Raw genomic sequence first — 25,365 nt, 5'->3', positions numbered from 1 at the left:
GGAATGATTGACCATTTAATAGTAAAATCATCCATCTGAGTCATTCTTACTAATCTCACATCACCGTTTAGACCTTTCTTCACATATTTCTCAATCCGGGCATATCTTCTGAATCATGTCGATATACTTTACAGGTTTATTACTACAGAAAAGGAGCGAGTGTATGATCAAAAAAATTAATATGACAATTTTGGCACTGTTTTTACTCCTGCCAACCTGGAGTCAGGCCGGATCTTTCGGAAATGATGATCCTTCTGGAGTTCCGGGACAGTGGTATGTAGGTACGACTCCCTCGTATGTTGCTCCTTTTAAACAACCAATCCTTTTTGTTCATGGTTTAAACAGCTCTTCCAATACATGGTGGAACGAAAACAATATGTACGACACCGCTTATCAAAATGGTTATGAATCCGCTTTTATCGACCTGTACCCTACAAAGAATATGTGGGACAACGGAGCGCTCCTCGCCCAAAAAATACGAGAGATTTACAATTACTACGGAGAGAAAGTGGTGGTTGTCGCCCATAGTAAAGGAGGAATCGATACTCAATCGGCTCTCGTTCACTATGGTGCCTTTCCTTATGTTTCAAGAGTGATCACCCTGTCTACACCTCATCACGGCTCACAATTGGCGGACTTGGCATATAGCAGCTGGGCAGGTTGGCTTGCCGGCATCCTTGGCAGTAAGAATGATGCCACCTACTCCCTGCAAACTGGGTATATGGCATACTTCCGGTCGGAAACCGATCAGCATGTGAATGTAAATAAAAATCCAATTTATACGTTTGGAGGGACAAAGTGGGGAAGCTTTGGAAGCTCGCTTTACTGGGGTGGATTATATCTGAGTCCTTATGGAAGCAATGACGGTGCTGTTACGGTCAATAGTTCCAGACTGCCGTATGCCACAGAATTGAGGGTGGGGGACTGGAACCATTTCACCATCAAGGAGGGATCGTCCACATTTAACTTATTCAAAGATTATTTAAATGAAAGTACGGTCAATTCATCAGGTGCAAATGTTCAAAGCAGTGAGCAATCTACAACTTTCAATCCTGACGCAGCATCGTACGTCAGAGGCGGAGAAACGAAGGGGAAAAAACAAGAAAAAGTCCTTGTTGAAGAAGGTGCTGATTCAGTCACCTTCGATTGGATAAGTAATAGTTCTTCCTCCAGCTTGACCCTGAAGGATCCGAAACAGACAATACATTCTTCCTTCAATGTAAAAAAAGACGAAGGGGAATATTTTAACGGGGCTTATCATTATACTCTTACGATTCCAAACCCTATTCCTGGTGAGTGGACTCTCCAATCTACTTCTGCAAATCCAGAAAAATATCTTATGAATGTTTCTTTAGAGAGTACAGTGAACGATGCTGTGAAGGTGAACATTGATAGGGGTGAAATCAGCTTAAAGAAAATGGACAGTAAGATGAAGCTCCAACAAGAAACAACAATCGAATATTACGAGAATGGGAAGTTAAAAGAAAGCAAGCTGAAACTTAAGGACGGTACACTGAAACTACCAACACTGGGCGAAGGCGTTTACAACGTAACCATTGATATAGACGCTGAAAAGGATAGAAAGAGATTCAAACGGACCCTCATCAAAACGATTTATGTTGATGCAAGTGGGAAGGTATTCGGTCAATAATAAGTCCTCAATTGGGAAGCTCATGAGCAGCTTCTCTTTTTTTTACATAATGTTTTGACTTTTTATCAGAAAGCCCCATTCTCATGCTACACTTAGTATAAAAAGTGGAGGGTTAAAAGAATGTATGATCATTTTGAAGTGACTATAACCCCATTGAATCGGCAAAGAACAGTACGTGTTTATTTACCGGAGAATTATCATGAAATGGAAACCAAAAGGTACAAAGTACTTTACATGCATGATGGGCAAAATCTTTACCGGGATGAAGATGCTGGATATGGAATGGCATGGAGAATCGGAGAATATCTAGAAAAGGAAAAGATGGATCTCATTGTAGTAGGGATCGACTGCAATGAAGGATTAAAGAGGTTGGACGAATATGGTCCTTGGGAAAGTGCGGAAATGACTGATGTGTTTTCAGCAGATCGCACATCGATAGGGGGAGAGGGAAAGAAGTATATTGAATTTATCGTAAATGAATTAAAGCCACTGATCGATCGTACGTACCGGACGAATCCAGATGAAACCAGCATGGCTGGAAGTTCAATGGGTGGACTGATATCGACCTATGCCGCGTGCATGTATCCTCATATTTTTAAAAGAGTGGCTTCCATTTCATCTGCATATTGGTTCAATCAACTGGAAATCGAGGACTTGATCAAAGAAAGTGATCTATCACCGGTGGAACGTTTTTACATTGATATCGGCACAAAAGAAAATACAGAAACCATTGATGATTTGACCTACATCGATTCAAGTATGAATGTCTATCGTATACTCAAAGAAAAAGTCCAGGACAGTCGTTTTGAAATAGTTGAGGGTGCGGAGCATAACGAAGTGGCATGGAGAGAAAGGGTACCGATGATTTTTGAATACTTGTTCAAGATTTAACGAGTTTCAAAATAGAGGGACGGACCTCCAAACTGATAATAAAAGATGGCACAAACCCTGATTATTGCTATAATTATGATAATTGTGTGGCAGAAATTGGAGGTCCGTCCCTTCAATAGGAAGGGGTGGTTAGAATGGGTGCATTGTATCTTTCCGGCGGTGGGGATAGGGATCAGACGTTGGCGATTGATAGGGTGTTTGCGGATGAATTGGCTGGTGCGAGGTCATTATTATATCTGCCGATGGCTATGGATCCGGGGGATATTTCGTATGAGGCGTGTTATGAGTGGATCAAGAGTGTATTTGTACCTTTGGGGGTTAAAGACATTACGATGTGGGTGGATCTTAGGGGGAAGACCCAGGATGACCTTAAGAGATACTCTGCTGTGTATATAGGGGGTGGAAACACGTTCAGTTTAATGCATACTATTCTTCAATCGGATTTCCACATCCACTTATCGGCTTTCAAAGAAGAAGGCGGCATGATTTACGGCGGCAGTGCCGGTGCGATTGTCATGGGCAGTAATATAGCAACGTGTATCCATATGGATGATAATGATGTCCAATTGAAGAAGAGAGACGGATTGTCTTTCCTCAATGACTTTTCTATATGGTGTCATTATGAGGAAGAAAATGACCCGCTGATTCATCAGTTTATTCAAGAATACCGTAAGCCTGTCATAGCCCTAAGTGAAGAGACCGGTCTGAAATTCAAGAGTGGAAGTATGGAAGTGCTGGGTACTATGCCCGCCTATGTTTTTAGTAGGGACCTGACGAAAAGTGTTTTTGAGCCTGGCCGATTTTTGTGAAACCATTGAATAATAAGAGAAAGAAGGAAAACTATGAAACAAAATATTTATGACAATCCCACATTTTTTGAAGGATACATGAATTTGCGTGATTCCAAAATGACCTATAATGATTTCCTTGAACAGCCTGCAATGAAAGATGCCCTTCCAGATCTGAAGGGGAAACGGATAATGGATCTTGGGTGCGGAACCGGGGAGTTGTCGAAATACTGTATTGAAATGGGTGCATCCGCCGTCGTAGGGGTGGATATTTCTGAAAAGATGATCTCAAGGGCATTACTAGAAAATAAAGACGAAAATATTACATACGTTTGCAGTCCGATTGAAGACCTAACCATTCCAACAGAACCTTTTGACTTAATTGTAAGCTCACTGGCGATCCATTATATAGAAGACTATGAATCTTTGATCCGAAAGCTTTATGGCTTTTTAAAGCCGGGCGGGTTGTTGATCTACTCAACCGAGCACCCAGTCGTAACCGCTAGAAAGGAAATGAAAAATTGGTGGCAAAATGCAGATGGGGACCGGTTGCACTGGGCACTTGACCATTACAGGGAAGAAGGGAAACGGGAACAGCATTGGTATGTAGACGGAGTGATCAAATATCACAGGACCATACCGACCTTGGTTAATGGGCTTATTAGCCATGGTTTCATGTTGGAAAAAATGCATGAACCCCTGCCCACCGGAGAAGGAATTAAACTAATGCCGAGTTTGAAAAATGAAGAACGAAGACCATCATTTCTTATTATCATATCAAGGAAAACAGCCTGATCGGCTAATCTAACTTACGCTATCTATCTCATATACATATAAAAAAGGACTTCAGCGAATGAGGTCCTTTTTCATGTGCATAGAAGTGATTAATGAGCCTCTACGGCTTTATTAAGTGTTTGATAGACTTTAATGGTTGAAATATTAATCCCAATTTGAACGAATTCGATACTCATCTCGGGGCGCATTCCTGATAAAATAGGTTCAATTCCAAGTAATTTAAGACTGTCAATCAGTTTCATGACCCCTTGTTGAAATAACGGATTCACTTCATACACACCGGAAAGGTCGATGATCAATTGTTGTATAGAAAGCTTTTTACACTCGAGTAGAACATGCTCTGCCATCATTTCTCCACGAACTTCATCGACTTGACCGATTAAAGGCAGAACAGCGAGGTCCGAGAAGATGGGGACAACCGGTGTAGATAAGGACAGATATTTTTCTTCCGAGATCTTCAACTGCTCAGCTGCATATTCACTATACGCTTCACAAAAAGCGGAAATCATCGTTGTAAAGGATTCGTCGATATCATGTGTAATCTGCAGGAGGATTTCTTTCGTCAAAGTATCATCATTTTGAAGGACTACCTCTTCTAATACCACTTTTTTATACAGGGAAACTTTACTTATTGACATATTGAGAGGGATTCCTTGACCGGAAGCAAGTCTTCCAACCTCTTTCCCCCAATTCTTTGAATGAGTCTCAAAGCTTTTTCCTTTCAATAATCCATTGCCAATGAGTTCAATGAGCTGTACAAAATATGGCAGACTGTCATTTTTTCTTTCTTCGACATATAGCTCGGGGTATGATGTGGCAAGTTCAGAGAAAATCGAGTTGGCGATTTCCTGTTTTCTTTCAATCAATTGATCCCCTATGGAAGTAGTGATTGTATAGTGAGTCATTTTGGTCCTCCAGTTGAATCTTTTTTCTTTAGTATAGAGTATTATTCATATTTAGTATAGGCGAATAATAGTATACCAGGTATATTGACAAAGAAGTGGACTTTCCCTTATAATTTCAATAATTTAAAATATTTCCAATTAAAACGAAATGTTCAGGATTCTGTATAAATCTGGTCTATAGGGATAATTCGTTAAGGCAGGAATTGTACAATGCAGATGACTGAGGTGATGACTCTCGTCCTTAAGATTCAGTTCTTGAGGGGGAGGGCTTTTTATTTTATTCAAAGGAGTGTTATGAAATGAATTCCGTATTAGTCGATGTTCCTACTGTGATTGAAACAAAAAGACTGGAACTAAGGATGCCTCAGCCGGGTGACGGTCATGCAGTCAATGCAGCGATCAAGGCTTCTCTATCCGAATTACAGCCGTGGCTGGGCTTCGCCCGAAGTAACCCATCTGTTGAAGATACGGAGACGAACACCCGTGAAGCGCATGCCAAGTTTATTACCAGGGAAAGCCTAAGGTACTTGATCTTTTTGAAAGATACCAATGAATTCGTCGGTTCTACAGGTTTCCACAACATTGATTGGGATGTTCCGAAATTTGAAGTCGGGTATTGGATCGACACCAGAATGAGTGGAAAAGGGTATATGACAGAAGCGGTCGGGAAACTAACCGAATTCGCTCTGAATGAGCTGAAGGGAAAAAGAGTGGAGATAAGATGTGAATCGACGAATGACAAAAGCAGGGCGGTTCCCGAAAGACTCGACTATGAATTAGAAGGAATCCTTCGAAATGAAGATCTATCAGTCGATGGAGAACGATTAACCGATACATGTGTGTATGGGAAAATATCCGGATGATTGAATTGGTTTGCAAATGGAAGGAACGTTTTATAGAATAATAATGTAATAATTTACAATTTTTCTCAAAGGAGGTTTTCTTCTGCATCGATACATCTGTGAAACATGTGGAGTTCAGTATGAAAAAACATCAGAAATCCCAGAACGCTGTATGATTTGTGAGGAGGAGAGGCAATATGTCAACCCTACCGGTCAATCCTGGACTACATTGGAAAACATGAAGGCGGAATCTTTCAGGAACAAAATCATTCTGGAAGAACCTGGTCTATACAGTGTGGAAACATCCCCGGATTTTGCCATCGGACAGACGGCTTATCTCGTTCAACAAGAAGGATTCAACCTTCTATGGGACTGCATTTCTTATCTTGATGAAGAAACAATCAGTGAGATCACCAGATTGGGAGGTTTGGACGCCATCGCCTTATTTCATCCTCACTATTATTCGACTCAAGTAGAATGGGCGGAAGTTTTCGGCGTGCCCATCTATATTCATGAGGATGACCGGGAATGGGTAATGAGGGAAAGTGATCACATCGTTTATTGGTCAGGTGAATCTATTCATTTACATAACGGACTCACTATCCATCGACTTGGCGGCCACTTCAAAGGGGGTGCCGTCCTGGAATGGAAATCAGGTTTCAATGGCAATGGCATCCTTCTTACAGGGGACATAATCCAGGTAGTGGCAGACCGGAAGTGGGTCAGCTTTATGTACAGTTACCCAAACCTTATTCCCCTTCCGGCTTCAAAAGTAAAAGAGATGGCGTCGAAAGTGGAAGAAATGAAGTTTGCCCGTTTATATAATGCCTTCCATCGCGTTGTAATGGAAAATGCGCATGAGAGAGTACAGGAGTCTGCCCAACGTTACGTAAGTGCCTTGGAGGGTACATGGTTTAAAACTAGAACCTTTTCTGACAACTGATATTGATCGGGAAAGAGGTAATGAGGCATTTAAAGTGATACGAGCGGACTGAACTTAAAACCACCAGTTTTCTAATCTGGTGGTTTTATACCGTTGATTTCATGAAACCGGCCAATCTTTCTTCAACATACTATAGGTCACAAGGTCTTCATAATGATCATACAACCACTGGCCATCCCGTGTGATTCCTTCTTTTGTAAATCCTAAACGTATCGGAATCCCGCTGCTCTTCTCATTGTTAACGGCACATTGGATTTCCACCCTGTTGAGATCCAATTCGTTAAATACATAGTTTACAAGGGAAGAAACGGCACGTGTGATGATCCCTTTACCTTGTGCTTCTTCACTGAGGAGATATCCTATGCTCGTGCTTTTCGTTTTCCAATCAATATAATGCAACCCGATCATACCGACTAATCTCCCATGATAACGTATCCCTGCATCAAATCCGTTGTTATCGGCGTAATTCCTGATCCAAATAGGGATGACCGGCTCCAAATCCTCTGGTGATCGGCGTTTATCCACCCATAAAAGCCACTGACGAAGATGATCCCGGTTCGAATCAATCAGCTCGTATAATTCCTCCTTATGGTGCTGTTGAAATAGCTCGATTGAAATCTCTTTATCTACTGTGAATGAAAACATGGGAACATCTCCTTTATAATATTTAGAAGATTATACCATATTCATGGTGTTAAATCGTTTATATAAGAATAAAATTTATGGATATAAAGGGGATTTATTTTATAATAGAAGAAAATAGTTGAAGGAGGTGGTGACATGGTAATGAGATCGATCTTGCCAGAGTCCCAAGCGTCTCATGCAAAGCCTATTATTAGAAAGGCGACACTTTGCATGGGAAGGTATCTAATTTGATCGCCCTGAAAGTTCATTTCTAGTAAGTCGGCTTTGCACCTTATTGACTGAATTCAGGTAGAAGATAAGGAGCTGACTGAAATGAAATATGTAAAAGCGGAAAGCGTGTTACCTCAATCATTGTTAAAAGAGATTCAAAAATATGTACAGGGGGAAACCCTTTATATACCCAAGCGAAAAGCGGAGTACCGAAAGTGGGGGAGCCGTTCTGGTAGCAGAAGGATCATTGATGAACGAAATGCCAAAATTAAAGCAGCTTTCTCAAATGGAAAGCCGATCCAAGAATTGGCCTGTGAATATTACCTTTCAAGTGAAACAATCAAGAAAATCGTTTACAAAAAGCACTGAGTTGTATCAGTGCTTTTTTTCAGTGTATATATTAATTCTAAGTGAAACTCTACATATCCAGAAAGCATATAAGGGTATATAGTATATGAGAGAGCACATGCTTATCTGCATGGCTGAAAAAATAAAAGAGTGTAAAATGTTTTAGATGTAGGAGCGATAATGATGGATCCATTTATTCGAAATGATCAATACAATTTTATCAAGTATCAAACACAGGCGCTGATTAACGGGTATTCAACGGTAAATGATCTTGGTGTTCTCGAAGCATTGAGAGGACTCGTGTACGATAAGGTGATGAATCTATTCGAAGACCTATCCCCACTGCAACTGAAGGAACTCCAATCGATTGTTACTATCCGGGATACAGAGCAGGCAGAGGACTTCCTGATTGGACTAAAGCCATTCGTGATCCCTTTTCCCGCATTGAGTGATTCCGCTGTGAAAAAATTATTCCCTAAGGTAAAGAAGTTAAAAACACCTGCATTGGATGAAATAGAGTTGAAAGACATTTCCTATCTAGGCTGGAACGATTACAGTCAGGAACGGAAATATATCGTTGCAGAATACGAAGGGAAGTTGCGAGGCTTTAAAGGGACATTCAAAAACAGCAACAAGAAAGGACTTTGTACGATATGTAACACGTTTGGAAGCATAGGGCTTTACCTTTCTGAATCCAAAACGTCTGCTCATGGAACCTTTGTAAAGAAAGGGAATTATATTTGTCAGGACAGTGATGAATGCAATGAAAAGCTGAAAGATAAAGAGAAATTGGATGATTTTATCCAACGGATCAATCATTAAGACCATACGCCGGGTAAAGTTCCCGGCGTATATTTTTTATCTTTATACTATATTACGGAATTCCAATTCTTCTCAACACTTATAAATCCCTTGAAACATTCCCATACTTTAAGTAGTATAGATAAGTAGAAAATTGTAGAGTTTCGAAATGAGGGTTTTAAATGGAAAAGAAATCCATATACGGATTAACATTAGATCAACTGACAACTTGGCTTGTTGAAAATGGACAAAAGAAATTCCGTGCGGCTCAAGTATGGGATTGGCTATATAAAAAGAGAGTGACAAAGTTTGCGGATATGAAGAATTTGAACGCTGACTGTGTACAGCTTCTGGACGATCACTTCTATCTTCATACGTTGACACAAGAGGTTAAACAGGAATCGAAGGACGGTACAATCAAATTCCTGTTCAAACTTGAAGATGGGAACCTGATCGAGACCGTTCTGATGCGTTTCAACTATGGCTTGAGTGTGTGTGTCACGACACAGGTAGGCTGTAACATCGGTTGTACATTCTGTGCAAGTGGACTCTTGAAGAAGAACCGTGATTTATCAAGCGGCGAGATTGTCGAACAGATTATGAATGTTCAACATCATTTAGATGAAGCTGGGAACGGGGAACGTGTCAGTCACATCGTCGTGATGGGGATTGGTGAACCGTTCGATAACTATGATAATATGATGGACTTCTTCCGTGTAGTGAATGATCAGAAAGGTCTTTCCATCGGAGCACGCCATATTACCGTTTCCACAAGTGGCCTTGCTGATAAAATTTATAAATTTGCCGATGAGAATATTCAAATCAACCTGGCCGTATCTCTTCACGCACCAAATAATGAATTGCGTACAAGAATCATGAAGATCAACCGTGCATATCCGCTTGAGAAGTTAATGCCGGCGATTGATTACTATTTAGAAAAAACAAATCGACGCATCACGTTTGAATATATCTTGTTGAGTGATGTGAATGATCATAAGGAAGAAGCCCTTCAGTTGGCGAAACTGCTGAAGAATAAGCGTCACCTTTCATACGTCAACCTGATTCCTTACAATCCCGTCGACGAACACAATCAATATCAACGAAGTACGAAAGAAGCAATCGTAGAATTTTATGGGACACTGCTTGAACATGGCATCAACTGTGGTGTACGTGTGGAGCAGGGAACAGATATCGACGCAGCCTGTGGTCAGTTGAGAAGTAAACAAATCAAGAAGGATAAAGTAAAGTCGTAATATATATAAATGGAGCACATGAATTCCTGATTGGGATTTATGTGCTTTTTTTATGATTTAAGAAAGCTGAAATTTTATATTCTATAATTATTGAATTTATTGTTCAATAATTATAGAATATACATAGAAAGAAATTTTTGGAAAAGGGGTGTGTGAATATGGATGTGCTCCATATGACCAGTCGAAAAAGAGAGACCTATGAAGTAAGGGTCGAGGCTTCCCTGCTATGGGAATGTGCTTTAGGGATTGCGGCCATCACCAACACGAGGCTCATTGATACGTTAGAGAAAACGAATGCATCATGGGACAAGTTAAAAAAGTCTCTAACCCACTCACTGATTCAGGGTTTGGAGTATGTGGAAAAGCATAATACGTGGAAATCCCTTCTTCTGTTATTGCATCAAAGAGAATTTGGAACATTACAAGAGTTCATCACGTATTTGGATGAGCTTGATGATGAAGAACTCAAATACTATTGCATTCCCTACATAGGACTTAAATTTCAGGAACTTCGAAAGCTTGCATCAAAGGGGGATGTGACATCACGGAACAAATTAAAAGAACAGACGGACGATAACCCATATTATCCAGGCTATATCGAATTCATATGCACTACAAATGTCCATAACCTAAAGAAGCACTTAATGAGTGTAATGACCAGTTGGTACGAAGAAGTGATTCGACCTGAACAAGAGACACTAACTGGAATATTGAAAAGGGATAGACAGTCTAAGGTAGAGATGAGTGAAAAACTCAATCCTGAGGCTTTGGTGGAATGGGCCACCGGCGGTATCACCTATTTGCCCGAGCCGGCTGTCCACACAGTCCTCCTCATCCCCCAGTACATTTACCGTCCCTGGAACATCGAAGGGGATGTTGAAGGGGTGAAGGTGTTTTATTACCCTGTAGCCAATGAAAGTATTTATCCGGATGATAAGAATATGCCAAGCTATTTTCTCGTCCAGAAGCATAAGGCACTAGGAGATGAAGCGCGCTTGCGAATGGTGAAATTCTTGAAGGGATCAGATCGGACCCTCCAGGAAATCACCAACGAACTGGATATGGGGAAATCCACAGTCCACCACCATTTGAAAATTCTCAGGTCCGCTAGGCTCGTCGAAACCCGGGATGGGAAGTATCACCTGAAGGAGAATGCTGTTCAATCGTTATCGAATGAATTGAATCACTATTTAACAGAGGAATAAAGGGGTGTCGAGTATGGGAGAGCGTGCGGTCAAGCTGAGTGAATGGGAAGGTTTCCCGCCTTTAAAGAAAAATTATCCTGTTTTCAGGTTTATGGGTGGAAATCTCATTTCATTTTTCGGAGATCAGATTTATTTAATTGCAATTCCACTTATGGTTTTATCTATAACGGGGTCACCTGTAAGCATGGGGATTGTAGCGGCACTTGAGAGGTTACCGATTCTGTTGCAGCCTTTCGCGGGTGTTTTGTCCGATCGTTTTAACCGGAAGCTTCTGCTTCTTTTATGTGATTTAGGACGGAGCATACTTGTGGGGATGATCGGGATTCTTTTTATAATGGGTACTCTGGAGATGTGGATGGTATATCCCTTAGTGTTTGGTATTGGATCACTAAGTCAAATTTATAATACTTCTCAATTTGCTTCAGTTCCAGGTCTGGTGAGAAGAGAAGACCTTCAAGCTGTAAATTCACTAAATTCCGGGATGTTTAATGCAGCAGTTTTTTTAGCGCCAGGTTTAGGTGGGTTAATCATTTCATTCTTTAATCCAGGATATGCCCTGTTGGTGAATGGCGTCAGCTTCCTCGTCTCATTTCTTGCCATCGCAAGTCTCAGAATGAAGAGAAATGAGAGAGATTCATCAAGAGTTTCCATATGGGGAGAGATGGGGGAGGGATTTGAATTCGTTTTAAAGACCAAACCAATTTTGTACACAAACCTTGCCATGGTAACTTCCGTATTCGGAACAACATTGTTCCTCACATTATTAGTGTTTCACTTGAAAGATACTCTTGATATAAATACGGTTATGATAGGTTGGTTGTTATCAGCTGGCGGAGTGGGTGCCATTATGGGTGCACTGACGTCGAACTTCTTTCGGAAATGGTTTTCTTACAGAAGTATATTATTTACGGCCTCTGTGGTTGGAGGACTTTCGATTCTATCTTTTGGTTTGATGGAATCGTATTTATGGCTCGTGATCATGAACGCAGTAGGGACCTTCTGTGCTTCGATGATGAGTCCCTGCATCATTACGATCCGACAAACGCTGTCTTCCGATCACTTATTGGGGAGGGTGCAGGCCACCAGCCGTCTCATGACGTGGATACTCATGCCCATCGCCGCATTCCTGGCAGGGATACTGGCAGAAGCAATGGGAACCAACCTCACCATCGTGCTTGCCGGAGCGATCTCCACACTCGCCTCCATCCCCTACCTGCATCATAGTTTAAAAGATTAATAGAGGGACGGACCTCATAACGTCAATATGGTAGGATGGGAATAGCATATTATTGATACAGAAATGAAAGCTTTATTCGTTATGAAATAACGCAACTCAGAAAGGGGAAAAGGGGATGCAATCGAATCACCATGACATCACCATCATCGGAGCAGGAGTAAGCAGTATTTTTCTTGCTTATACCTTGATGAACCATAATGAACATGTTTCCATACACATGATTGATCTCGGCAAGGAACTGAGTGAACGTACATGCGGCTTAGATGAGGGAGGAATCTGTACATGTGAAGGTGTGTGCAGTAAATACATAGGATTTGCAGGCCTTGGTAAATCCGAGGGCAAATTTAATTATACGAATGATTTTGGCGGCGAGCTTGGCAGGAAAATCGGACAGCAAAACACACTTGATTTGATGAGGGAAGTAGACAATATACTCTGTGAATTTGGCGGTGATAGCATATATTCATATAGTACGAAAAATAAGAAGCTTTCAAGTAGGGGAAGTGATGCGGGCTTGAAGGTTCTTTCCACGGAGGTCCGTCATTTAGGAACACGCCTGGCGAGCGAGATTTTTCAGAAGATGTATGAGGTGCTGAAAAACCATGTAACCTTCAGTTTTGAAACCCGTGTCGAGTTCATATCAAAAAAGGGCGAGACCTTTCATTTAGAATCGACAAACGGTCAATTCACCACAGAAAAATTGGTGATCGGCACAGGAATGAGTGGAAGCAAATGGCTCAAGGAACAAACAGCATCCCTTGGTCTATTTCCGGGGAAGACGCGTCTGGATATGGGGATTCGCGTAGAAATGAAGGGTGACCAGCTTCAATCGATACTACAAGATACGTTTGAAACAAAGCTGCAAATCGAAAGGGATTCATTCAGTGCCACAACCTATTGTATGAATCCTCAAGGGAGGATTATCCGGAAGCACCAGCATGGATTAGTGATGCCGGACGGACAAAATGCACGTGAAGAGGATACACCGAGTGCGAACCTGAACTTCAGCTTATTTGTTCCGCGTTATTTTCAATCCCATGATGAGGCAATGAAGTATGCAGGGGACATCATAGGTGGAATCAATCAAGGACGGGGGAGGATTGTCGTTCAGAGATTGAAGGACTTTAATCTCCATAGACGTACTGAATCGTTGGAGGGGAATGTGATAGGTCCGTCCCTCGATGCGGAATGCGGAAATGTGCGAGAAGAGGTCCCGGAGTTGTATGGGATGGCGCTTACCCAGTTTTTGGGTTCTCTGGAAACTCTTATTGGGGAACCGATCCACCCTGATACGCTTCTGTACGGTTTGGATGCGAAATTTCATGAACCAAAATTACCGACGGATGAGAACTTTGAAACGGATATTTCAAATCTGTTTTTGATTGGTGATTGTTCTGGAGAAACCCATTCCCTTTCCCAGGCATCGGCAAGCGGAATTTATGTAGGTAATTATCTGGGGATATCCTTCCAATAAATGATAAATTTAGAATAATTTGAAACCTTTTTGTCTGTTTTTTCGTATTAGAAGAAAAGAACAGGCAGAAAGGATTTTTTTATGGGATTGAGAGTAGACCAAACCGGTTTTAATTATGAAGAAGAGGTATATAATCAACCAAAAAAGCAGATGAGTCTGTATTCTTTCCTCCGATTGCTGGGACTATTTATTTTCTTTGGGTGGGGTGTCATGTTCTTCACTGTCCCATTGAATATAAATGAAAAATTTGAATGGGTTCATGTAAAGGCATTCATATAAATGGAAGGATGATGAGAGAATTCTTTTTATGTCTGATCACTGTTGGATTCATTTATCTAATAAAAGTCCTTATTTGATTGCAAGTTTGGTGTTTCTTGTATTAAGCTGGGGGATTTCATTTTACATGGCCTATCATTAAAAATGTGAGGGGGAAATACGTTGTCTGACTGGGGTGTTTTGTTTCTCTTAGTTGTAATCATTATGACCATCTTAGCTCTGACCAACATTATGGTTATAAAGATTTCAGGTAAAAATAAAAAGAAGAGAATTTGGTCAGGAATCATCTGTATATTGCTTACACCTGTGGTTTTTTTCTTGACCGGTTTATCGGTAAGTCCATTTGATCCATATGGATTTGGAACAGGAATGCTCATGATGATTTATGGTGCTTTTTTTGCTTTGAATGGCGTAGGGGTCATTGTGACTGGGCTGTTTCTGGAATCAGGGGATCGTTAAATACATGAAGTATGAAGGGAAGGTTGATTAGATGTTAGAACTTTTTTCTTATAACTGGCAAGTGAGAGATGATTGGTTTGAATGGTGTAGAGGAGTGAACTCTGCGGAACTGAATAAAGAGCGGACAGGCGGGATGGGGAGCATTCTAAAAAATCTTTTCCATTTAGCAGATTGTGAACAGATATGGATGAATCAATTGCAGGGGAAACACCCTATGGAAAAAGATATCCATGCCATTACAACACTGGATGAAGTCATCGCATTTTCCGAATTGACACGGCAGCAAACCGAAAGCTTTCTATCTTTATGGACACCAGCCTATGAAAAGAAAGAATTCAATTTGACCTCCAAGTCAGGTAAAACATATACCTTTACATACAAAAAGGTGATGCAGCATGTCGTGACCCATGAGATTCACCATATTGGTCAATTATCAGTGTGGGCAAGGAAGATCGGTGAAAAGCCTGTGTCGAGTGATTATATTTTTAGATAAAGAATGTGTAACTGGTGGAAATGCAGAGTAATGGAAGTAAACAGGGTCTTCCAAAAGAAATCCCTTTAGTACTATGACCATCGGTGATATACTTGATGGATTGGACATTTTATAAAGGGGATTAAAAGCCGTATGAGATATATGAAATCACAAATGAAGCTGTTAGTCAGGGACAATAAAGAATTACAAGAAAGATTGAAAGTATTAATGGAAGAAATGAACTTAGAGAGAACCTTTGCCATGAAAGCCCTCTATCATTCAGAAGTTGCGGATGGCGGGAAATATCAGGCTGCGTATCAGGCATTGGACTTACCAAAGGAGTAAGTCTTTTTTTTATGAAATGGTTCCTCGCTTTTATCTTATATGGTAATATCATACATATCGTGAGAGGGTGTACATAAATGAAATTTGTATTTGACTTAGATGGAACGATTTGCTTTAAAGGGAAGCCAATTTCAACAAACATTGTCCAATGTTTATTGGAGCTGAATTCAAATGGCCACGAAGTAATTTTTGCATCCGCCAGACCAATTCGGGATATGCTCCCTGTCCTGGATAAAGAATTGCATTCTTTTCCTTTGATCGGTGGGAACGGCTCTCTTCTTTATCATAGAGGAAGAGTGATTCAAGCAACTTCTTTTCATGAAAAAGACCTTAAGAGGATCCATGACCTCATCCATCATTATGAGGCAACTTATTTAATCGATAGCGAGTGGGATTACGCATATACAGGTGCTGCCGATCATCCAATCCTTGATTTCCTTGATCCTGACAACCTTGCCCAGCAGCTTCCAGTGACTTCACTGAATTCAATTGTGAAGATATTATTGTTATCAGCAACTAACTTACAGGGTTTAATTGATGAATTGCAAGCCTTGGATATCGTTATCAACATACATACGAATGAAAACGTAGTGGATTTAAGCCCCTCTAATATTCATAAATGGAGCGCACTTTCGAGATTTGGAGTGGATGAAGAAGACTTTATTGTTTTTGGTAATGATGCCAATGACATCAGTATGTTCCGAAAAGCAAGGCATGCTGTCATGATAGGGTACCACGAAGGACTTTCGAGCTTGGCTGATGAACAAATCCCTCTTACAGGTGATTATGAAGGGCAAATCATTTGGAAGTTGAGAGAATTGGAATTTGCATATAGTAAAAACAGTGTAGAAACGAAGTAAGCTGGCTTAGGAGAAGTCCTTTTAGCCGGCTTTTTTTTACTGAATCGAAATGGTTGACTATCAGATTCAGATGTATTATATTAATTGACGGGTCAACAATTGACCTATCAATCATTCAAAAGGAGGAGGATGCTTTGTCCAACTCGTGCCGTGAAGAAGAGAAGATCATTGTTCAACTCAATGATATATATAAACAAATGAGTCCTAAATTTGAGCGCTGTACAGGTATCAGTCAATCGCGCCTGGACCTATTGCACAGACTGTTTGAAGTGGAAGAAATCAGTCAGACTGCACTTCAGCGGGAAGTGAATATTGACAGCGCCGCTGTTACCAGGCACCTGAAACAGCTTGAAGGAAAAGGAATGGTTTCCCGTCGCAAGAATCCTGCGGACAACCGTTTTACTTATGTTCAACTGACAGAAGAAGGAAGAATGAAAATTGAAGCTTACAGGGAAGAGAAAGAGATTTTCATCTCGAAAGTCTTCAAGACATTCACGGAAGAAGAACGTTCGATTTTAACGGGAATGCTGAATCGAATTCAGGATAATGTACAAGACATCGAATACTAAATATAAACACATGAAGGAGAATGCATCATGAATACAACAAAAATCAATGATTTCAATGAAATTGTCACAGGTCGACGTTCCATCCGAAACTATGACCCATCCGTAAAAATCAGCAAAGAAGAAATGACTGAAATTCTTACAGAGGCAACACTAGCACCGTCTTCTGTTAACCTGCAGCCCTGGCGTTTTGTTGTAATCGACAGTGAAGAAGGAAAAGAAACCCTTGCACCACTTGCCAAATTCAATCAAACACAGGTGAAAACATCCTCTGCAGTCATCGCTGTATTTGTTGATATGAACAGCCTTGATTATGCAGATGAAATTTACAACAAAGCTGTCGAAGAAGGACTAATGCCTGCTGAAGTAAGAGACAGACAGCTTCCAGCCATTAAAGGTTTACTTGAAACGATGCCTAAAGATCAGTTCAGGGAAATGAATCTTATTGATGCAGGTTTAGTTTCAATGCAATTGATGCTTGCTGCACGTGCCCACGGATATGATACCAATCCGATAGGTGGATATGAAAAAGATCAAATTGCTGAAGCATATGGCATGGACAAAGAACGTTATTATCCTGTCATGCTGATTTCAATCGGGAAAGCTGCCGATGCGGGGTACAAATCAGTCAGATTACCAATCGAATCCATTGCAGAATGGAAATAAATTTTAGAGGAGAAAAGAAATGATTATTATACATGCAGAATTTCAGATCAACCCAGTGAAAGAACAGGCATTCTTAGAAGAGATCCGCCCACTTGTCGCTTCATCCAGAGCAGAAGAGGGCAATATTTCTTATGATTTAATGAAGGATACAGAGAGAGAAAGTGTCTATACAATGGTAGAGGTATGGAAAGATCCATCTGCTGTTGAAAGTCATAATTCCAGCGAACATTTCACATCATTCGTTGGAAGGGCACCTGAGTATTTAGCGGCTCCTTTAGATGTGAAGATATATGAGGGAAATAAAATAGAAAAATAATAAATTGTGAAGCACCCGGCATCATCTGGGTGCTTCTATTTTTTAAAAAAACTAAATTTCAATAATAATCGGCAGTAGAACAGGCTTTCTTCTTAAATGCTTGAATAAAAATTGACCAACGTCTTTTTTGATTGCTTGTTTCATTTCTTTCCAGTCCCGGATATTCGCTTCGGTCAAATCATCGACTACTTTTTTTACTAAATTATTAATATCTTTAAGGAGTTCTTCTGAATCACGAACAAATACAAATCCTCTTGAAATCGTGTCGGGACCGGAAAGAATGGTATGATCTGATTTATTGAGGGTGACGACGATAATCAGCATACCATCCTCTGAAAGCTGCTTGCGATCTCGTAGGACAATGGAGCCAATATCCCCGACACTCAAGCCGTCCACATAGGTATCACCGGCTGGGTGAGATCGAGTTTGACGAGCGATAGAATTCTTAATATCAACGGCTTCCCCGTTTTTAATGATAAACGTGTTCCCTTTCTCCACACCCACCGATTCTGCAAGTAAACGATGATGGTAAAGCATTCGATATTCCCCGTGAATGGGGATGAAGTAAGTCGGTTTCATCAACGTCAGCATGAGTTTTAAGTCTTCCTGATAACCATGTCCTGAAACATGCATTCCTGTAGTACTTCCACTTCCATAAATGACGTGGGCACCCAGTTGAAAGAGGTTATCAATGATGCGGGATACGTCTTTTTCGTTACCAGGTATCGGTGAAGCTGCAAGGATGACCGTATCCCCGGGATAAATGGATACGCCGCGGAAGTTGCCTGTCGATAATCGGCCGAGGGCAGCCATAGCTTCCCCTTGACTCCCAGTACATAAAATGGTTACTTTCTCTGGAGGTAGTGCATCGATTTCACCTGGTTCAATCAGCATTCCCTCAGGAACCGTCAAATACCCACGGTCCATCGCGACAGACACTACATTAATCATGCTGCGACCTAATAGTGCCAGCTTCCGGTTCGTCTTGATGGAAGAGTCCACCACTTGCTGTACACGATTCACATTGGAAGCAAAAGTGGAGACAAAGATCTTGCCTCGCGCTTTAAAGAATGCTTCATCCATATGGTTACCTACCATTTGTTCGGAAGGCGTAAACCCGGGCCGTTCTGCATTCGTGCTTTCAGAAAGCAGTACCAGGACACCGTCATCGCCAATCCGCGCCATCTTATGAATATCTGCATATTGGTGATTGACAGGAGTTAGATCAAATTTAAAGTCGCCTGTGTGTACAATTTTCCCTTCTGGTGTATGAAAGACAATCCCCAGACAATCGGGTATGCTGTGACTGACCTTAAAGAAAGAGACATCGATGGATCCCAATTTGATTGAACTCTCAGAATCAATCGTTACAAGTTTCGTATCCCGGATGAGTTTATGCTCTTCTAACTTTAATTCGATTAATCCCAATGTAAAATGAGTAGCATAAATAGGGATGTTGATTTTTTTGAGGAGATAGGGAATCCCGCCGATATGATCCTCATGCCCATGCGTGACAATGAGACCCCGGATTTTGTCTTTATTTTTCTCAAGAAAGGAAACGTCAGGAATAATTAAATCGATTCCTAAGAGACTTTCATCGGGGAATTTTCCCCCGCAGTCAATGATGACAATATCATCACCATATTTTAATACATACATGTTTTTTCCGATTTCATTCAGTCCACCCAGTGCGAAAATAGTCAAACCCTGTTCATTTGTTTCCAAGAAAGAACCCTCCAAGACATGTTTTTCTTACTATTCCCGAATGTGTTTGTTTCAATTAATAAACTTTATTGCCAGTGAATTTTAATATTTTTTGCCGCTTGTTAAATATCCAATAATGGAAAATTATGCTATGTTGACAAGAGTACTTTTTATAAGGAGTGAAGAGGATCGTGTCAACAGATACTTGGACCAAAGTCGATCAATATTATGCTAGTAAACTACAAAAACCGGATTCCATTATGGAGTCTGTCCTGAAAGAAAATAGTGAAGCCGGACTTCCTGCAATCGATGTATCTCCGAATCAGGGGAAGTTCCTTTCCTTACTCGCCCAGCTTAAAGGGGCAAAAAGCATTCTGGAAATAGGGACCCTGGGTGGGTACAGCACGATTTGGCTTGCCAGGGCCCTGCCCGAAGAAGGACGTCTGGTCACCCTTGAGTTCAGTGAAACACATGCAAAGGTTGCCTCACGAAATATTCGCTATGCCGGGGTAGAAGATAAGGTGGAAATCAAAGTGGGTGCGGCGCTTGATACACTGCCTTCTCTCGAAGGGACATTTGATTTCATTTTCATAGACGCCGATAAACAAAACAATGCCAATTATTTAAAGTGGGCACTTCAACTGGCCCAGCATGGGGCGGTCATCATTACAGATAATGTGGTTCGTGGAGGAAGGGTGATTGACGAAAACAGTGAAGATGAAAGCGTTCAAGGTGTCAGGTCATTTGCCGAGATGTTGTCTCAAGAAGACAGGATCGATTCAACAGTCGTTCAAACAGTCGGCTCGAAGGGTTACGATGGGTTTGTAATGGGGATTGTGAAATAAACAGAAGAATTCTATTGTAATCATCACCTTTTTTCTGTAAAATAAATGAAAATTCTAAATCATACATGTCATGATAGGACTCAGTAGTGACTTATCTCCCTGTCTTAGAGAGCTGATGCTTGGTGGAAATCAGCACACAGATAAGCGCGAATTACCACCTTGAACATTCTTTGTGAACACAAAAGTAGCAGAGAACGGCCGGTCCGTTATCCGAATCGAGTGGAAGAGAGATCTTCAATGAGGGTGGTACCGCGTAAACCACGTCCCTTAATTAGGGGCGTGGTTTTTTTGTATATAAATTAAAACATTATGAAATGGAAGGGAGTAGAACAGCTGGTTTGTCGTCGGATATTCCGTTTTAACGGTGAATCCCAAAACTGCTTACTTCCATCATCAATCAAGGAGGAACAATCATGGAACACAAATGGGAATCTCTTTCAAAAGTTCAGCAGCTCGAAGTCGAAAGGCAGCTCCTGCAATATGCAAATGGAGTGCATGAAATTGTTCCAGAAGCAGAGTTGAAACACAAATTGGTGAAATCAATCTCCACTGGCCATCCTTTGAAAATCAAGCTGGGGCTGGATCCGACTGCTCCAGACGTTCATATCGGACATACTGTGGTATTGAATAAATTAAGACAGTTTCAGGAAAACGGTCATATCGTCCAGCTGATTATCGGGGATTTCACGGGTAAAATCGGTGACCCGACAGGGAAGTCTGTTGCAAGGAAGCAGCTGACGGATGAAGAAGTGAAAAGAAATGCACAGACATATTTTGAACAATTCGGAAAGGTCCTGGATAAGGAAAAAGTGGAGCTTCACTACAATTCAAGCTGGCTATCATCCTTGAACCTTGAAGATGTGATTCACTTATCTTCAAAGATCACAGTCGCGCGATTGATCGAGCGAAACGATTTCTCCAAACGGTTATCAGAAAAGAAACCGATTTCACTTCACGAACTGTTCTACCCTTTGATGCAGGGTTATGATTCCGTCGCCCTTGAAAGTGATGTGGAACTTGGGGGTACGGATCAGCAGTTCAATGTCCTGATGGGGAGACATCTTCAGGAGCATTACAACCAGGAAAAGCAAGTGGTCATTTTATTGCCATTACTTGAAGGGCTTGACGGTGTTGATAAGATGTCAAAATCGAAACATAATTACATCGGGATTGATGAAGATCCCAATCAAATGTTTGGGAAGACGATGTCCATACCTGATGAGCTGATAACAAAATACTTCAATTTGATCACCGATTTATCTGTAGAAGAAAAAGAGAGGTTAGCCATTGAAGTAAAGAGTGGTATCCTTCACCCGAGGGATGCCAAAATCCTTCTAGGAAAAACGATTGTCAGGATGTATCACGGAAATGAGGCAGCGGAACAGGCAGAGAAACAGTTCAAGGAGGTCTTCCAAAAGGGGGCACTTCCTGAAGATATTCCTGAGGAGGAATGGACGGGAGAAGAGAATATTTCGGTAGTCGATCTCCTTGTAGCGTTACACATGCAAAGCTCTAAAAGTGAGGCACGCCGGATGATCCTAAATGGAGGCATCAGAATCAATTCAGAAAAGGTTCTGGATGTGCAGTCGAACGTGGAGATTAAAGATGGAATGGTTTTGCAGGTAGGGAAGAGAAAGTTCGTACGGATAAGAGTGCAAAACGAAAGATAAGATGAAAAATCAGCATCAGCCCGAAACGGGGTCATGGGGAGTCATGAGGGGACTCTTCATGGCCAATCATTTATGTTATAATTTTCCACATAGACGATAATAGAATGGGTGTTTACGATGAATGAACTACATAACATGATAAAAGAACATGCAGAAACGGAGCATTTTTCTGGAACGGTTTTGGTAAAGCGGGACAGTGAGAGTCTCTTAGAATCGGCATTTGGATTTGCCGATCGCAGCGAAGGAAGAAAGAATACTATACATACACGATTTGGAATTGCATCGGGGTGTAAATTGTTTACTGCTGTAGCCATCTGTCAACTTATAGAAAAGGGAGAAATTTCATACCATTCGCCCATAAAAGAATATTTTGAAGGCACATTCCCACATTTTGATGAGAGAGTGACCATCCATCATTTACTTACCCATACCTCTGGAATTCCTGATTATTTTGATGAGGAAGTGATGGATGATTTTGAAGAGTTGTGGAAGCAAACGCCAACATACTTAATGAGAAAAGGGGAAGATTTTCTGCCCCTCTTTCAAAATGGCCATATGAAATTTTCTCCGGGTGAAAGGTTTCATTATAACAATGCCGGATACATCATTCTGGGATTGATGATCGAGAAGCTTTCAGGAATGACCGTGCAAGAGTACATCAATAAACATATCTTTGAACCGGCGAATATGAACACATCTGGGTATTTTCGTCTGGATCGATTACCTGAGAATACGGCTTACGGGTACATTGATGAGCCTGGCCGCTCATGGAGAACCAATATGTATTCCATTCCCATACAGGGTGGGGCGGACGGAGGGGCATATGTCTCGGGTCCTGATATGCTTTCATTCTGGGAGGCTCTTTTAAAAAATAAGCTCCTTGATGAAGAGAGTACAAGGCTTATTTCAGAACCCCATGTTAGAGTCAAAGAAGGGGTGAACTATGGGTATGGAATGTGGTTGAATCTACCTCATAAGCATCACGTGATGGGTTATGACCCAGGGGTAAATTTTCATTCTGCCTATTATCCAGAAGAGAATATCAAGACAGTCATTCTCTCAAACGGGAGTTCAGGTGCTTTCACAGTTATGAAATTGATAGAAAGCTATTTCAATAGATAAAAAGGAGAGCCACAATGGGCACTGTTAAAATAGAAAAGGCTAATATTGAAGATGCTTTCATCCTTATCAGGTTCGAACGCTGCGACTTTCATGGGTGTAAGTTTGATAACTGCAATTTGAACCATGCTGAAATTTCAAGCAGTGATGTAACCGGTATGAAGATCAATGGTATATCAGTGGAAGATCTTATGGAAGCATACGAATCATTACAGGGTAAAAGGAAAGATTAAAATACACAGACACCCATTACTCATTCAGTCATATCATAGGTATTGACTGAATAAAAGAGGTGTTACTCAGAATGAACCCATATCAATTTTACCGTCAATTTAAACCTTTTTATCTTGATGGCTATTCCCGGACACCAGGGAATCAATGGTTGGAGTCACATCTCCAAAAAGCCATTAATGGTGAATATAGCGCCATTATTTGTTATGAAAAGCTTGCGAAAATGGCCCCTACAGAGGATGAAAGACAACGGATCCTTGAAATTCGCAAGGACGAAAAAAGGCATTTGAAGTCATTCACTGATATCTATAGAAATTTGACAGGGATGGAGGCGAGTCCTCAATTACAGGAGGGGTGTCCTAACTCGTATAAAAAGGGATTGGATTTTTCTTTTCGGGATGAGCAGGATACGGTGGATTTTTATCATAGCGTTTCAGATGGGGTACAGGATCCCTTTATTAAAGAGACGTTTCGTCGTGCAGCTTTTGATGAACAGAATCACGCCGTATGGTTTTTATATTATGCCATGCAGAGTAAAGGAAGCAGGCGAGCATCAAGACAAGTGGACTACGGGGCAAAAGGAGCACTTGCTGCCTCTCTCCTTTCAGTTCCCCAGATGCTCAATTATGCCATGCAGGATGAATACCTTGCCCAGGCACGATACAATCGGATCTTAGAGAATTTCGGGAATGTCCGCACTTTTTTACAGGTCAAAGAAGCAGAGTTGCGCCATATTACCGCATTGCAGACTTTGTTCCAACGCTACGGATTGCCGCTTCCTGAAGATCAATCCCAATTGTACACAACCACACCGGATTCACTAAAAAGTGCCTATGCAGCAGGGGTTCAAGGGGAGATTGATAATATCGCTATGTATGATCGGTTCTTGACATTTGATCTGCCTCAGGATGTGAGGGTCGTCTTCACACAATTGAGAAATGCTTCACAGAATCATTTAGCTGCATTTGAGAGAGGATTAGCAAGATAACAGGACCACGATACTTGATATTCTGTCCCCATAGTGAAATAGAAGGGGATAGATGAGTCACTCATCTATCTCTTCTTTGTGCTTATTTAAAAATCCCGAATGGCTTTCCAACAGGAAGCGTTTCTTTCCCGAAGTGGGTATTCAATACACTTGCAGCTGAACCGTAAAAGCTGAAAAGGGCAATGAACAGTTCGGAGATTGCTGCTAATTTATGCGTTGCCTCAGGAGCGATTCCCAATGTAGACAGGGAAAGGCCGATAAATAAGAAATCGATCAGGACAAAAATGATGAATAAGACCTTATGAGTCTCCATGGCACCAACAGTCATGAAGATACTGAATATCAGATAGCCGATATATGCAATGCCGAGCTGACTTGGATCAATGGCAGCAGCAGCGGCTTCTCCGAATACCCCGAATGAAATCAACCAGGACGTCCCGACCCCCAGCCAGAATAATCCGAACGCTCCGAATGCGGTCATACCAAATGTATTATTGTGCTTTGCATCTCCAAAGCTTGCCATCAATTGAGCAATGCCTCCGAGGAAAATCGCCCAAGGCAGGACGAAAGATACGCCGTCAGTCCATCCGAGTTTTGCAGAAGAAGCTACAAGGGTGACCATGGCCAGTCCGAAAAGTCCAAGGGCAGATGGATCAGCTGTCGTGATCTGAACCCGTTGAGTGGTTTGTGTGTGATTCATGATGATACCTCCTATTAAACATACTTGACTAATTTACATAAAAAAGTGTGGGTATGCAATAGAAAATATCATGTAAGCGAAACTTTCATACAAAAACCCGGATAATCATTGAATGATCATCCGGGTTTTTGTTTTCCCCTTCCTGAATATCCAATTCATA

28 protein-coding genes and 1 other annotated feature are annotated in these 25,365 nt (G+C 41.2%); of the genes, 24 read left to right on the top strand and 4 right to left on the bottom strand.

Annotation, left to right across the window (positions count from 1 at the left end; genetic code table 11):
• Positions 1-163: 163 nt before the first annotated feature.
• The 4 genes from ATG71_RS16470 (at position 164) to ATG71_RS16455 (ending at position 4,125) form a co-directional block, all read left to right on the top strand.
• Positions 164-1,651, top strand: coding sequence for a lipase family alpha/beta hydrolase (locus ATG71_RS16470; RefSeq protein ID WP_098440606.1), 1,488 nt, complete (start codon positions 164-166; stop codon positions 1,649-1,651).
• A 120-nt stretch (positions 1,652-1,771) separates the two neighbouring features.
• The gene (locus ATG71_RS16465; protein WP_098440604.1) at positions 1,772-2,542 is read left to right on the top strand and encodes an alpha/beta hydrolase; all 771 of its coding nucleotides are present in this window, start codon (positions 1,772-1,774) and stop codon (positions 2,540-2,542) included.
• A 134-nt stretch (positions 2,543-2,676) separates the two neighbouring features.
• Positions 2,677-3,351, top strand: coding sequence for a Type 1 glutamine amidotransferase-like domain-containing protein (locus ATG71_RS16460; RefSeq protein ID WP_098440602.1), 675 nt, complete (start codon positions 2,677-2,679; stop codon positions 3,349-3,351).
• Between the two features lie 33 nt (positions 3,352-3,384).
• Entirely contained in the window at positions 3,385-4,125 is a 741-nt protein-coding gene (locus tag ATG71_RS16455) for a class I SAM-dependent methyltransferase (protein WP_098440600.1), read from the top strand.
• An 89-nt stretch (positions 4,126-4,214) separates the two neighbouring features.
• Here the strand turns inward: ATG71_RS16455 and ATG71_RS16450 are convergent, their stop codons facing one another.
• The gene (locus ATG71_RS16450) at positions 4,215-5,030 is read right to left on the bottom strand and encodes an STAS domain-containing protein (RefSeq protein ID WP_098440598.1); all 816 of its coding nucleotides are present in this window, start codon (positions 5,028-5,030) and stop codon (positions 4,215-4,217) included.
• Between the two features lie 299 nt (positions 5,031-5,329).
• Between ATG71_RS16450 and ATG71_RS16445 the strand changes: the two genes are divergently transcribed.
• Together ATG71_RS16445 and ATG71_RS16440 are read left to right on the top strand one after the other, a co-directional pair.
• Positions 5,330-5,893 (top strand): GNAT family N-acetyltransferase, encoded by a 564-nt coding sequence (locus ATG71_RS16445; RefSeq protein ID WP_098440596.1) that lies wholly within the window; start codon positions 5,330-5,332, stop codon positions 5,891-5,893.
• 82 nt (positions 5,894-5,975) lie between these two features.
• Positions 5,976-6,815 (top strand): MBL fold metallo-hydrolase, encoded by an 840-nt coding sequence (locus ATG71_RS16440; RefSeq protein WP_098440594.1) that lies wholly within the window; start codon positions 5,976-5,978, stop codon positions 6,813-6,815.
• A gap of 99 nt (positions 6,816-6,914) precedes the next feature.
• On the opposite strand, the gene ATG71_RS16435 is transcribed toward ATG71_RS16440, so the two are convergent.
• Positions 6,915-7,460 (bottom strand): GNAT family N-acetyltransferase, encoded by a 546-nt coding sequence (locus ATG71_RS16435; RefSeq protein ID WP_098440593.1) that lies wholly within the window; start codon positions 7,458-7,460, stop codon positions 6,915-6,917.
• Between the two features lie 312 nt (positions 7,461-7,772).
• Here ATG71_RS16435 and ATG71_RS16430 point away from each other — a divergent pair, with 312 nt between their 5' ends.
• From ATG71_RS16430 to ATG71_RS16365, 13 genes are all read left to right on the top strand, one after another.
• The gene (locus ATG71_RS16430; RefSeq protein WP_098440591.1) at positions 7,773-8,039 is read left to right on the top strand and encodes a CD3324 family protein; all 267 of its coding nucleotides are present in this window, start codon (positions 7,773-7,775) and stop codon (positions 8,037-8,039) included.
• 159 nt (positions 8,040-8,198) lie between these two features.
• Positions 8,199-8,840, top strand: coding sequence for a FusB/FusC family EF-G-binding protein (locus ATG71_RS16425; RefSeq protein WP_353616288.1), 642 nt, complete (start codon positions 8,199-8,201; stop codon positions 8,838-8,840).
• Positions 8,841-9,001: 161 nt separating this feature from the next.
• Positions 9,002-10,072, top strand: coding sequence for a dual-specificity RNA methyltransferase RlmN (gene rlmN, locus ATG71_RS16420; protein WP_098440588.1), 1,071 nt, complete (start codon positions 9,002-9,004; stop codon positions 10,070-10,072).
• 158 nt (positions 10,073-10,230) lie between these two features.
• Complete coding sequence (locus tag ATG71_RS16415) at positions 10,231-11,277, top strand: ArsR/SmtB family transcription factor (protein ID WP_098440586.1); 1,047 nt, start codon at positions 10,231-10,233, stop codon at positions 11,275-11,277.
• A 13-nt stretch (positions 11,278-11,290) separates the two neighbouring features.
• Complete coding sequence (locus tag ATG71_RS16410) at positions 11,291-12,514, top strand: MFS transporter (protein WP_098440583.1); 1,224 nt, start codon at positions 11,291-11,293, stop codon at positions 12,512-12,514.
• A gap of 115 nt (positions 12,515-12,629) precedes the next feature.
• Positions 12,630-13,988 carry an NAD(FAD)-utilizing dehydrogenase gene (locus tag ATG71_RS16405; RefSeq protein ID WP_098440581.1) on the top strand — a complete coding sequence of 453 codons (1,359 nt, stop codon included), beginning with the start codon at positions 12,630-12,632 and terminating at the stop codon, positions 13,986-13,988.
• 438 nt (positions 13,989-14,426) lie between these two features.
• Positions 14,427-14,723, top strand: coding sequence for a hypothetical protein (locus tag ATG71_RS16395; protein ID WP_098440577.1), 297 nt, complete (start codon positions 14,427-14,429; stop codon positions 14,721-14,723).
• A gap of 31 nt (positions 14,724-14,754) precedes the next feature.
• Entirely contained in the window at positions 14,755-15,216 is a 462-nt protein-coding gene (locus ATG71_RS16390; protein WP_098440576.1) for a DinB family protein, read from the top strand.
• A gap of 132 nt (positions 15,217-15,348) precedes the next feature.
• The gene (locus ATG71_RS16385) at positions 15,349-15,540 is read left to right on the top strand and encodes a hypothetical protein (protein ID WP_098440574.1); all 192 of its coding nucleotides are present in this window, start codon (positions 15,349-15,351) and stop codon (positions 15,538-15,540) included.
• Positions 15,541-15,617: 77 nt separating this feature from the next.
• The gene (locus tag ATG71_RS16380; protein WP_098440572.1) at positions 15,618-16,400 is read left to right on the top strand and encodes an HAD-IIB family hydrolase; all 783 of its coding nucleotides are present in this window, start codon (positions 15,618-15,620) and stop codon (positions 16,398-16,400) included.
• 134 nt (positions 16,401-16,534) lie between these two features.
• The gene (locus tag ATG71_RS16375) at positions 16,535-16,969 is read left to right on the top strand and encodes a MarR family winged helix-turn-helix transcriptional regulator (protein ID WP_179886565.1); all 435 of its coding nucleotides are present in this window, start codon (positions 16,535-16,537) and stop codon (positions 16,967-16,969) included.
• Positions 16,970-16,996: 27 nt separating this feature from the next.
• On the top strand, positions 16,997-17,632 hold the full coding sequence (locus tag ATG71_RS16370; RefSeq protein WP_098440570.1) for a nitroreductase family protein: 636 nt from the start codon (positions 16,997-16,999) through the stop codon (positions 17,630-17,632).
• Positions 17,633-17,651: 19 nt separating this feature from the next.
• A complete protein-coding gene (locus tag ATG71_RS16365; RefSeq protein WP_098440567.1) occupies positions 17,652-17,948 on the top strand; it encodes a putative quinol monooxygenase in 297 nt (98 codons plus the stop codon).
• A 51-nt stretch (positions 17,949-17,999) separates the two neighbouring features.
• Here ATG71_RS16365 and ATG71_RS16360 read toward each other — a convergent pair whose 3' ends face one another.
• Positions 18,000-19,673 carry a ribonuclease J gene (locus ATG71_RS16360; protein ID WP_098440566.1) on the bottom strand — a complete coding sequence of 558 codons (1,674 nt, stop codon included), beginning with the start codon at positions 19,671-19,673 and terminating at the stop codon, positions 18,000-18,002.
• Positions 19,674-19,843: 170 nt separating this feature from the next.
• On the opposite strand from ATG71_RS16360, the gene ATG71_RS16355 reads away from it, so the two are divergent.
• From ATG71_RS16355 to ATG71_RS16335, 5 genes are all read left to right on the top strand, one after another.
• Positions 19,844-20,497 carry an O-methyltransferase gene (locus ATG71_RS16355; protein WP_286163041.1) on the top strand — a complete coding sequence of 218 codons (654 nt, stop codon included), beginning with the start codon at positions 19,844-19,846 and terminating at the stop codon, positions 20,495-20,497.
• Positions 20,498-20,558: 61 nt separating this feature from the next.
• Positions 20,559-20,768: a binding site (T-box leader), on the top strand.
• Positions 20,769-20,910: 142 nt separating this feature from the next.
• Complete coding sequence (gene tyrS / locus ATG71_RS16350; RefSeq protein ID WP_098440564.1) at positions 20,911-22,167, top strand: tyrosine--tRNA ligase; 1,257 nt, start codon at positions 20,911-20,913, stop codon at positions 22,165-22,167.
• 117 nt (positions 22,168-22,284) lie between these two features.
• A complete protein-coding gene (locus ATG71_RS16345; protein WP_098440563.1) occupies positions 22,285-23,289 on the top strand; it encodes a serine hydrolase domain-containing protein in 1,005 nt (334 codons plus the stop codon).
• Between the two features lie 14 nt (positions 23,290-23,303).
• On the top strand, positions 23,304-23,519 hold the full coding sequence (locus tag ATG71_RS16340; protein WP_098440561.1) for a pentapeptide repeat-containing protein: 216 nt from the start codon (positions 23,304-23,306) through the stop codon (positions 23,517-23,519).
• A 71-nt stretch (positions 23,520-23,590) separates the two neighbouring features.
• A complete protein-coding gene (locus ATG71_RS16335; protein WP_098440559.1) occupies positions 23,591-24,505 on the top strand; it encodes a ferritin family protein in 915 nt (304 codons plus the stop codon).
• An 82-nt stretch (positions 24,506-24,587) separates the two neighbouring features.
• On the opposite strand, the gene ATG71_RS16330 is transcribed toward ATG71_RS16335, so the two are convergent.
• Positions 24,588-25,205: an acetate uptake transporter gene (locus ATG71_RS16330; protein ID WP_098440557.1), complete on the bottom strand. Its 618-nt coding sequence runs from the start codon at positions 25,203-25,205 to the stop codon at positions 24,588-24,590.
• Positions 25,206-25,365 lie beyond the last annotated feature (160 nt).

The organism is Bacillus sp. es.034 (assembly GCF_002563655.1).
Lineage (GTDB): Bacteria > Bacillota > Bacilli > Bacillales > Bacillaceae_B > Rossellomorea.
The sequence above is the reverse complement of the archived record's forward strand: the minus strand, read 5'-3'. Positions and strand labels throughout refer to the sequence as shown.

Coding starts and splice junctions, on each gene's coding strand:
- ATG71_RS16470 (WP_098440606.1), top strand. CDS start 164: ATGATCAAAAAAATTAATATGACAATTTTGGCACTGTTTTTACTCCTG.
- ATG71_RS16465 (WP_098440604.1), top strand. CDS start 1,772: ATGTATGATCATTTTGAAGTGACTATAACCCCATTGAATCGGCAAAGA.
- ATG71_RS16460 (WP_098440602.1), top strand. CDS start 2,677: ATGGGTGCATTGTATCTTTCCGGCGGTGGGGATAGGGATCAGACGTTG.
- ATG71_RS16455 (WP_098440600.1), top strand. CDS start 3,385: ATGAAACAAAATATTTATGACAATCCCACATTTTTTGAAGGATACATG.
- ATG71_RS16450 (WP_098440598.1), bottom strand. CDS start 5,030: ATGACTCACTATACAATCACTACTTCCATAGGGGATCAATTGATTGAA.
- ATG71_RS16445 (WP_098440596.1), top strand. CDS start 5,330: ATGAATTCCGTATTAGTCGATGTTCCTACTGTGATTGAAACAAAAAGA.
- ATG71_RS16435 (WP_098440593.1), bottom strand. CDS start 7,460: ATGTTTTCATTCACAGTAGATAAAGAGATTTCAATCGAGCTATTTCAA.
- ATG71_RS16430 (WP_098440591.1), top strand. CDS start 7,773: ATGAAATATGTAAAAGCGGAAAGCGTGTTACCTCAATCATTGTTAAAA.
- ATG71_RS16425 (WP_353616288.1), top strand. CDS start 8,199: ATGATGGATCCATTTATTCGAAATGATCAATACAATTTTATCAAGTAT.
- rlmN (WP_098440588.1), top strand. CDS start 9,002: ATGGAAAAGAAATCCATATACGGATTAACATTAGATCAACTGACAACT.
- ATG71_RS16415 (WP_098440586.1), top strand. CDS start 10,231: ATGGATGTGCTCCATATGACCAGTCGAAAAAGAGAGACCTATGAAGTA.
- ATG71_RS16410 (WP_098440583.1), top strand. CDS start 11,291: ATGGGAGAGCGTGCGGTCAAGCTGAGTGAATGGGAAGGTTTCCCGCCT.
- ATG71_RS16405 (WP_098440581.1), top strand. CDS start 12,630: ATGCAATCGAATCACCATGACATCACCATCATCGGAGCAGGAGTAAGC.
- ATG71_RS16390 (WP_098440576.1), top strand. CDS start 14,755: ATGTTAGAACTTTTTTCTTATAACTGGCAAGTGAGAGATGATTGGTTT.
- ATG71_RS16385 (WP_098440574.1), top strand. CDS start 15,349: ATGAGATATATGAAATCACAAATGAAGCTGTTAGTCAGGGACAATAAA.
- ATG71_RS16380 (WP_098440572.1), top strand. CDS start 15,618: ATGAAATTTGTATTTGACTTAGATGGAACGATTTGCTTTAAAGGGAAG.
- ATG71_RS16370 (WP_098440570.1), top strand. CDS start 16,997: ATGAATACAACAAAAATCAATGATTTCAATGAAATTGTCACAGGTCGA.
- ATG71_RS16365 (WP_098440567.1), top strand. CDS start 17,652: ATGATTATTATACATGCAGAATTTCAGATCAACCCAGTGAAAGAACAG.
- tyrS (WP_098440564.1), top strand. CDS start 20,911: ATGGAACACAAATGGGAATCTCTTTCAAAAGTTCAGCAGCTCGAAGTC.
- ATG71_RS16345 (WP_098440563.1), top strand. CDS start 22,285: ATGAATGAACTACATAACATGATAAAAGAACATGCAGAAACGGAGCAT.
- ATG71_RS16340 (WP_098440561.1), top strand. CDS start 23,304: ATGGGCACTGTTAAAATAGAAAAGGCTAATATTGAAGATGCTTTCATC.
- ATG71_RS16335 (WP_098440559.1), top strand. CDS start 23,591: ATGAACCCATATCAATTTTACCGTCAATTTAAACCTTTTTATCTTGAT.
- ATG71_RS16330 (WP_098440557.1), bottom strand. CDS start 25,205: ATGAATCACACACAAACCACTCAACGGGTTCAGATCACGACAGCTGAT.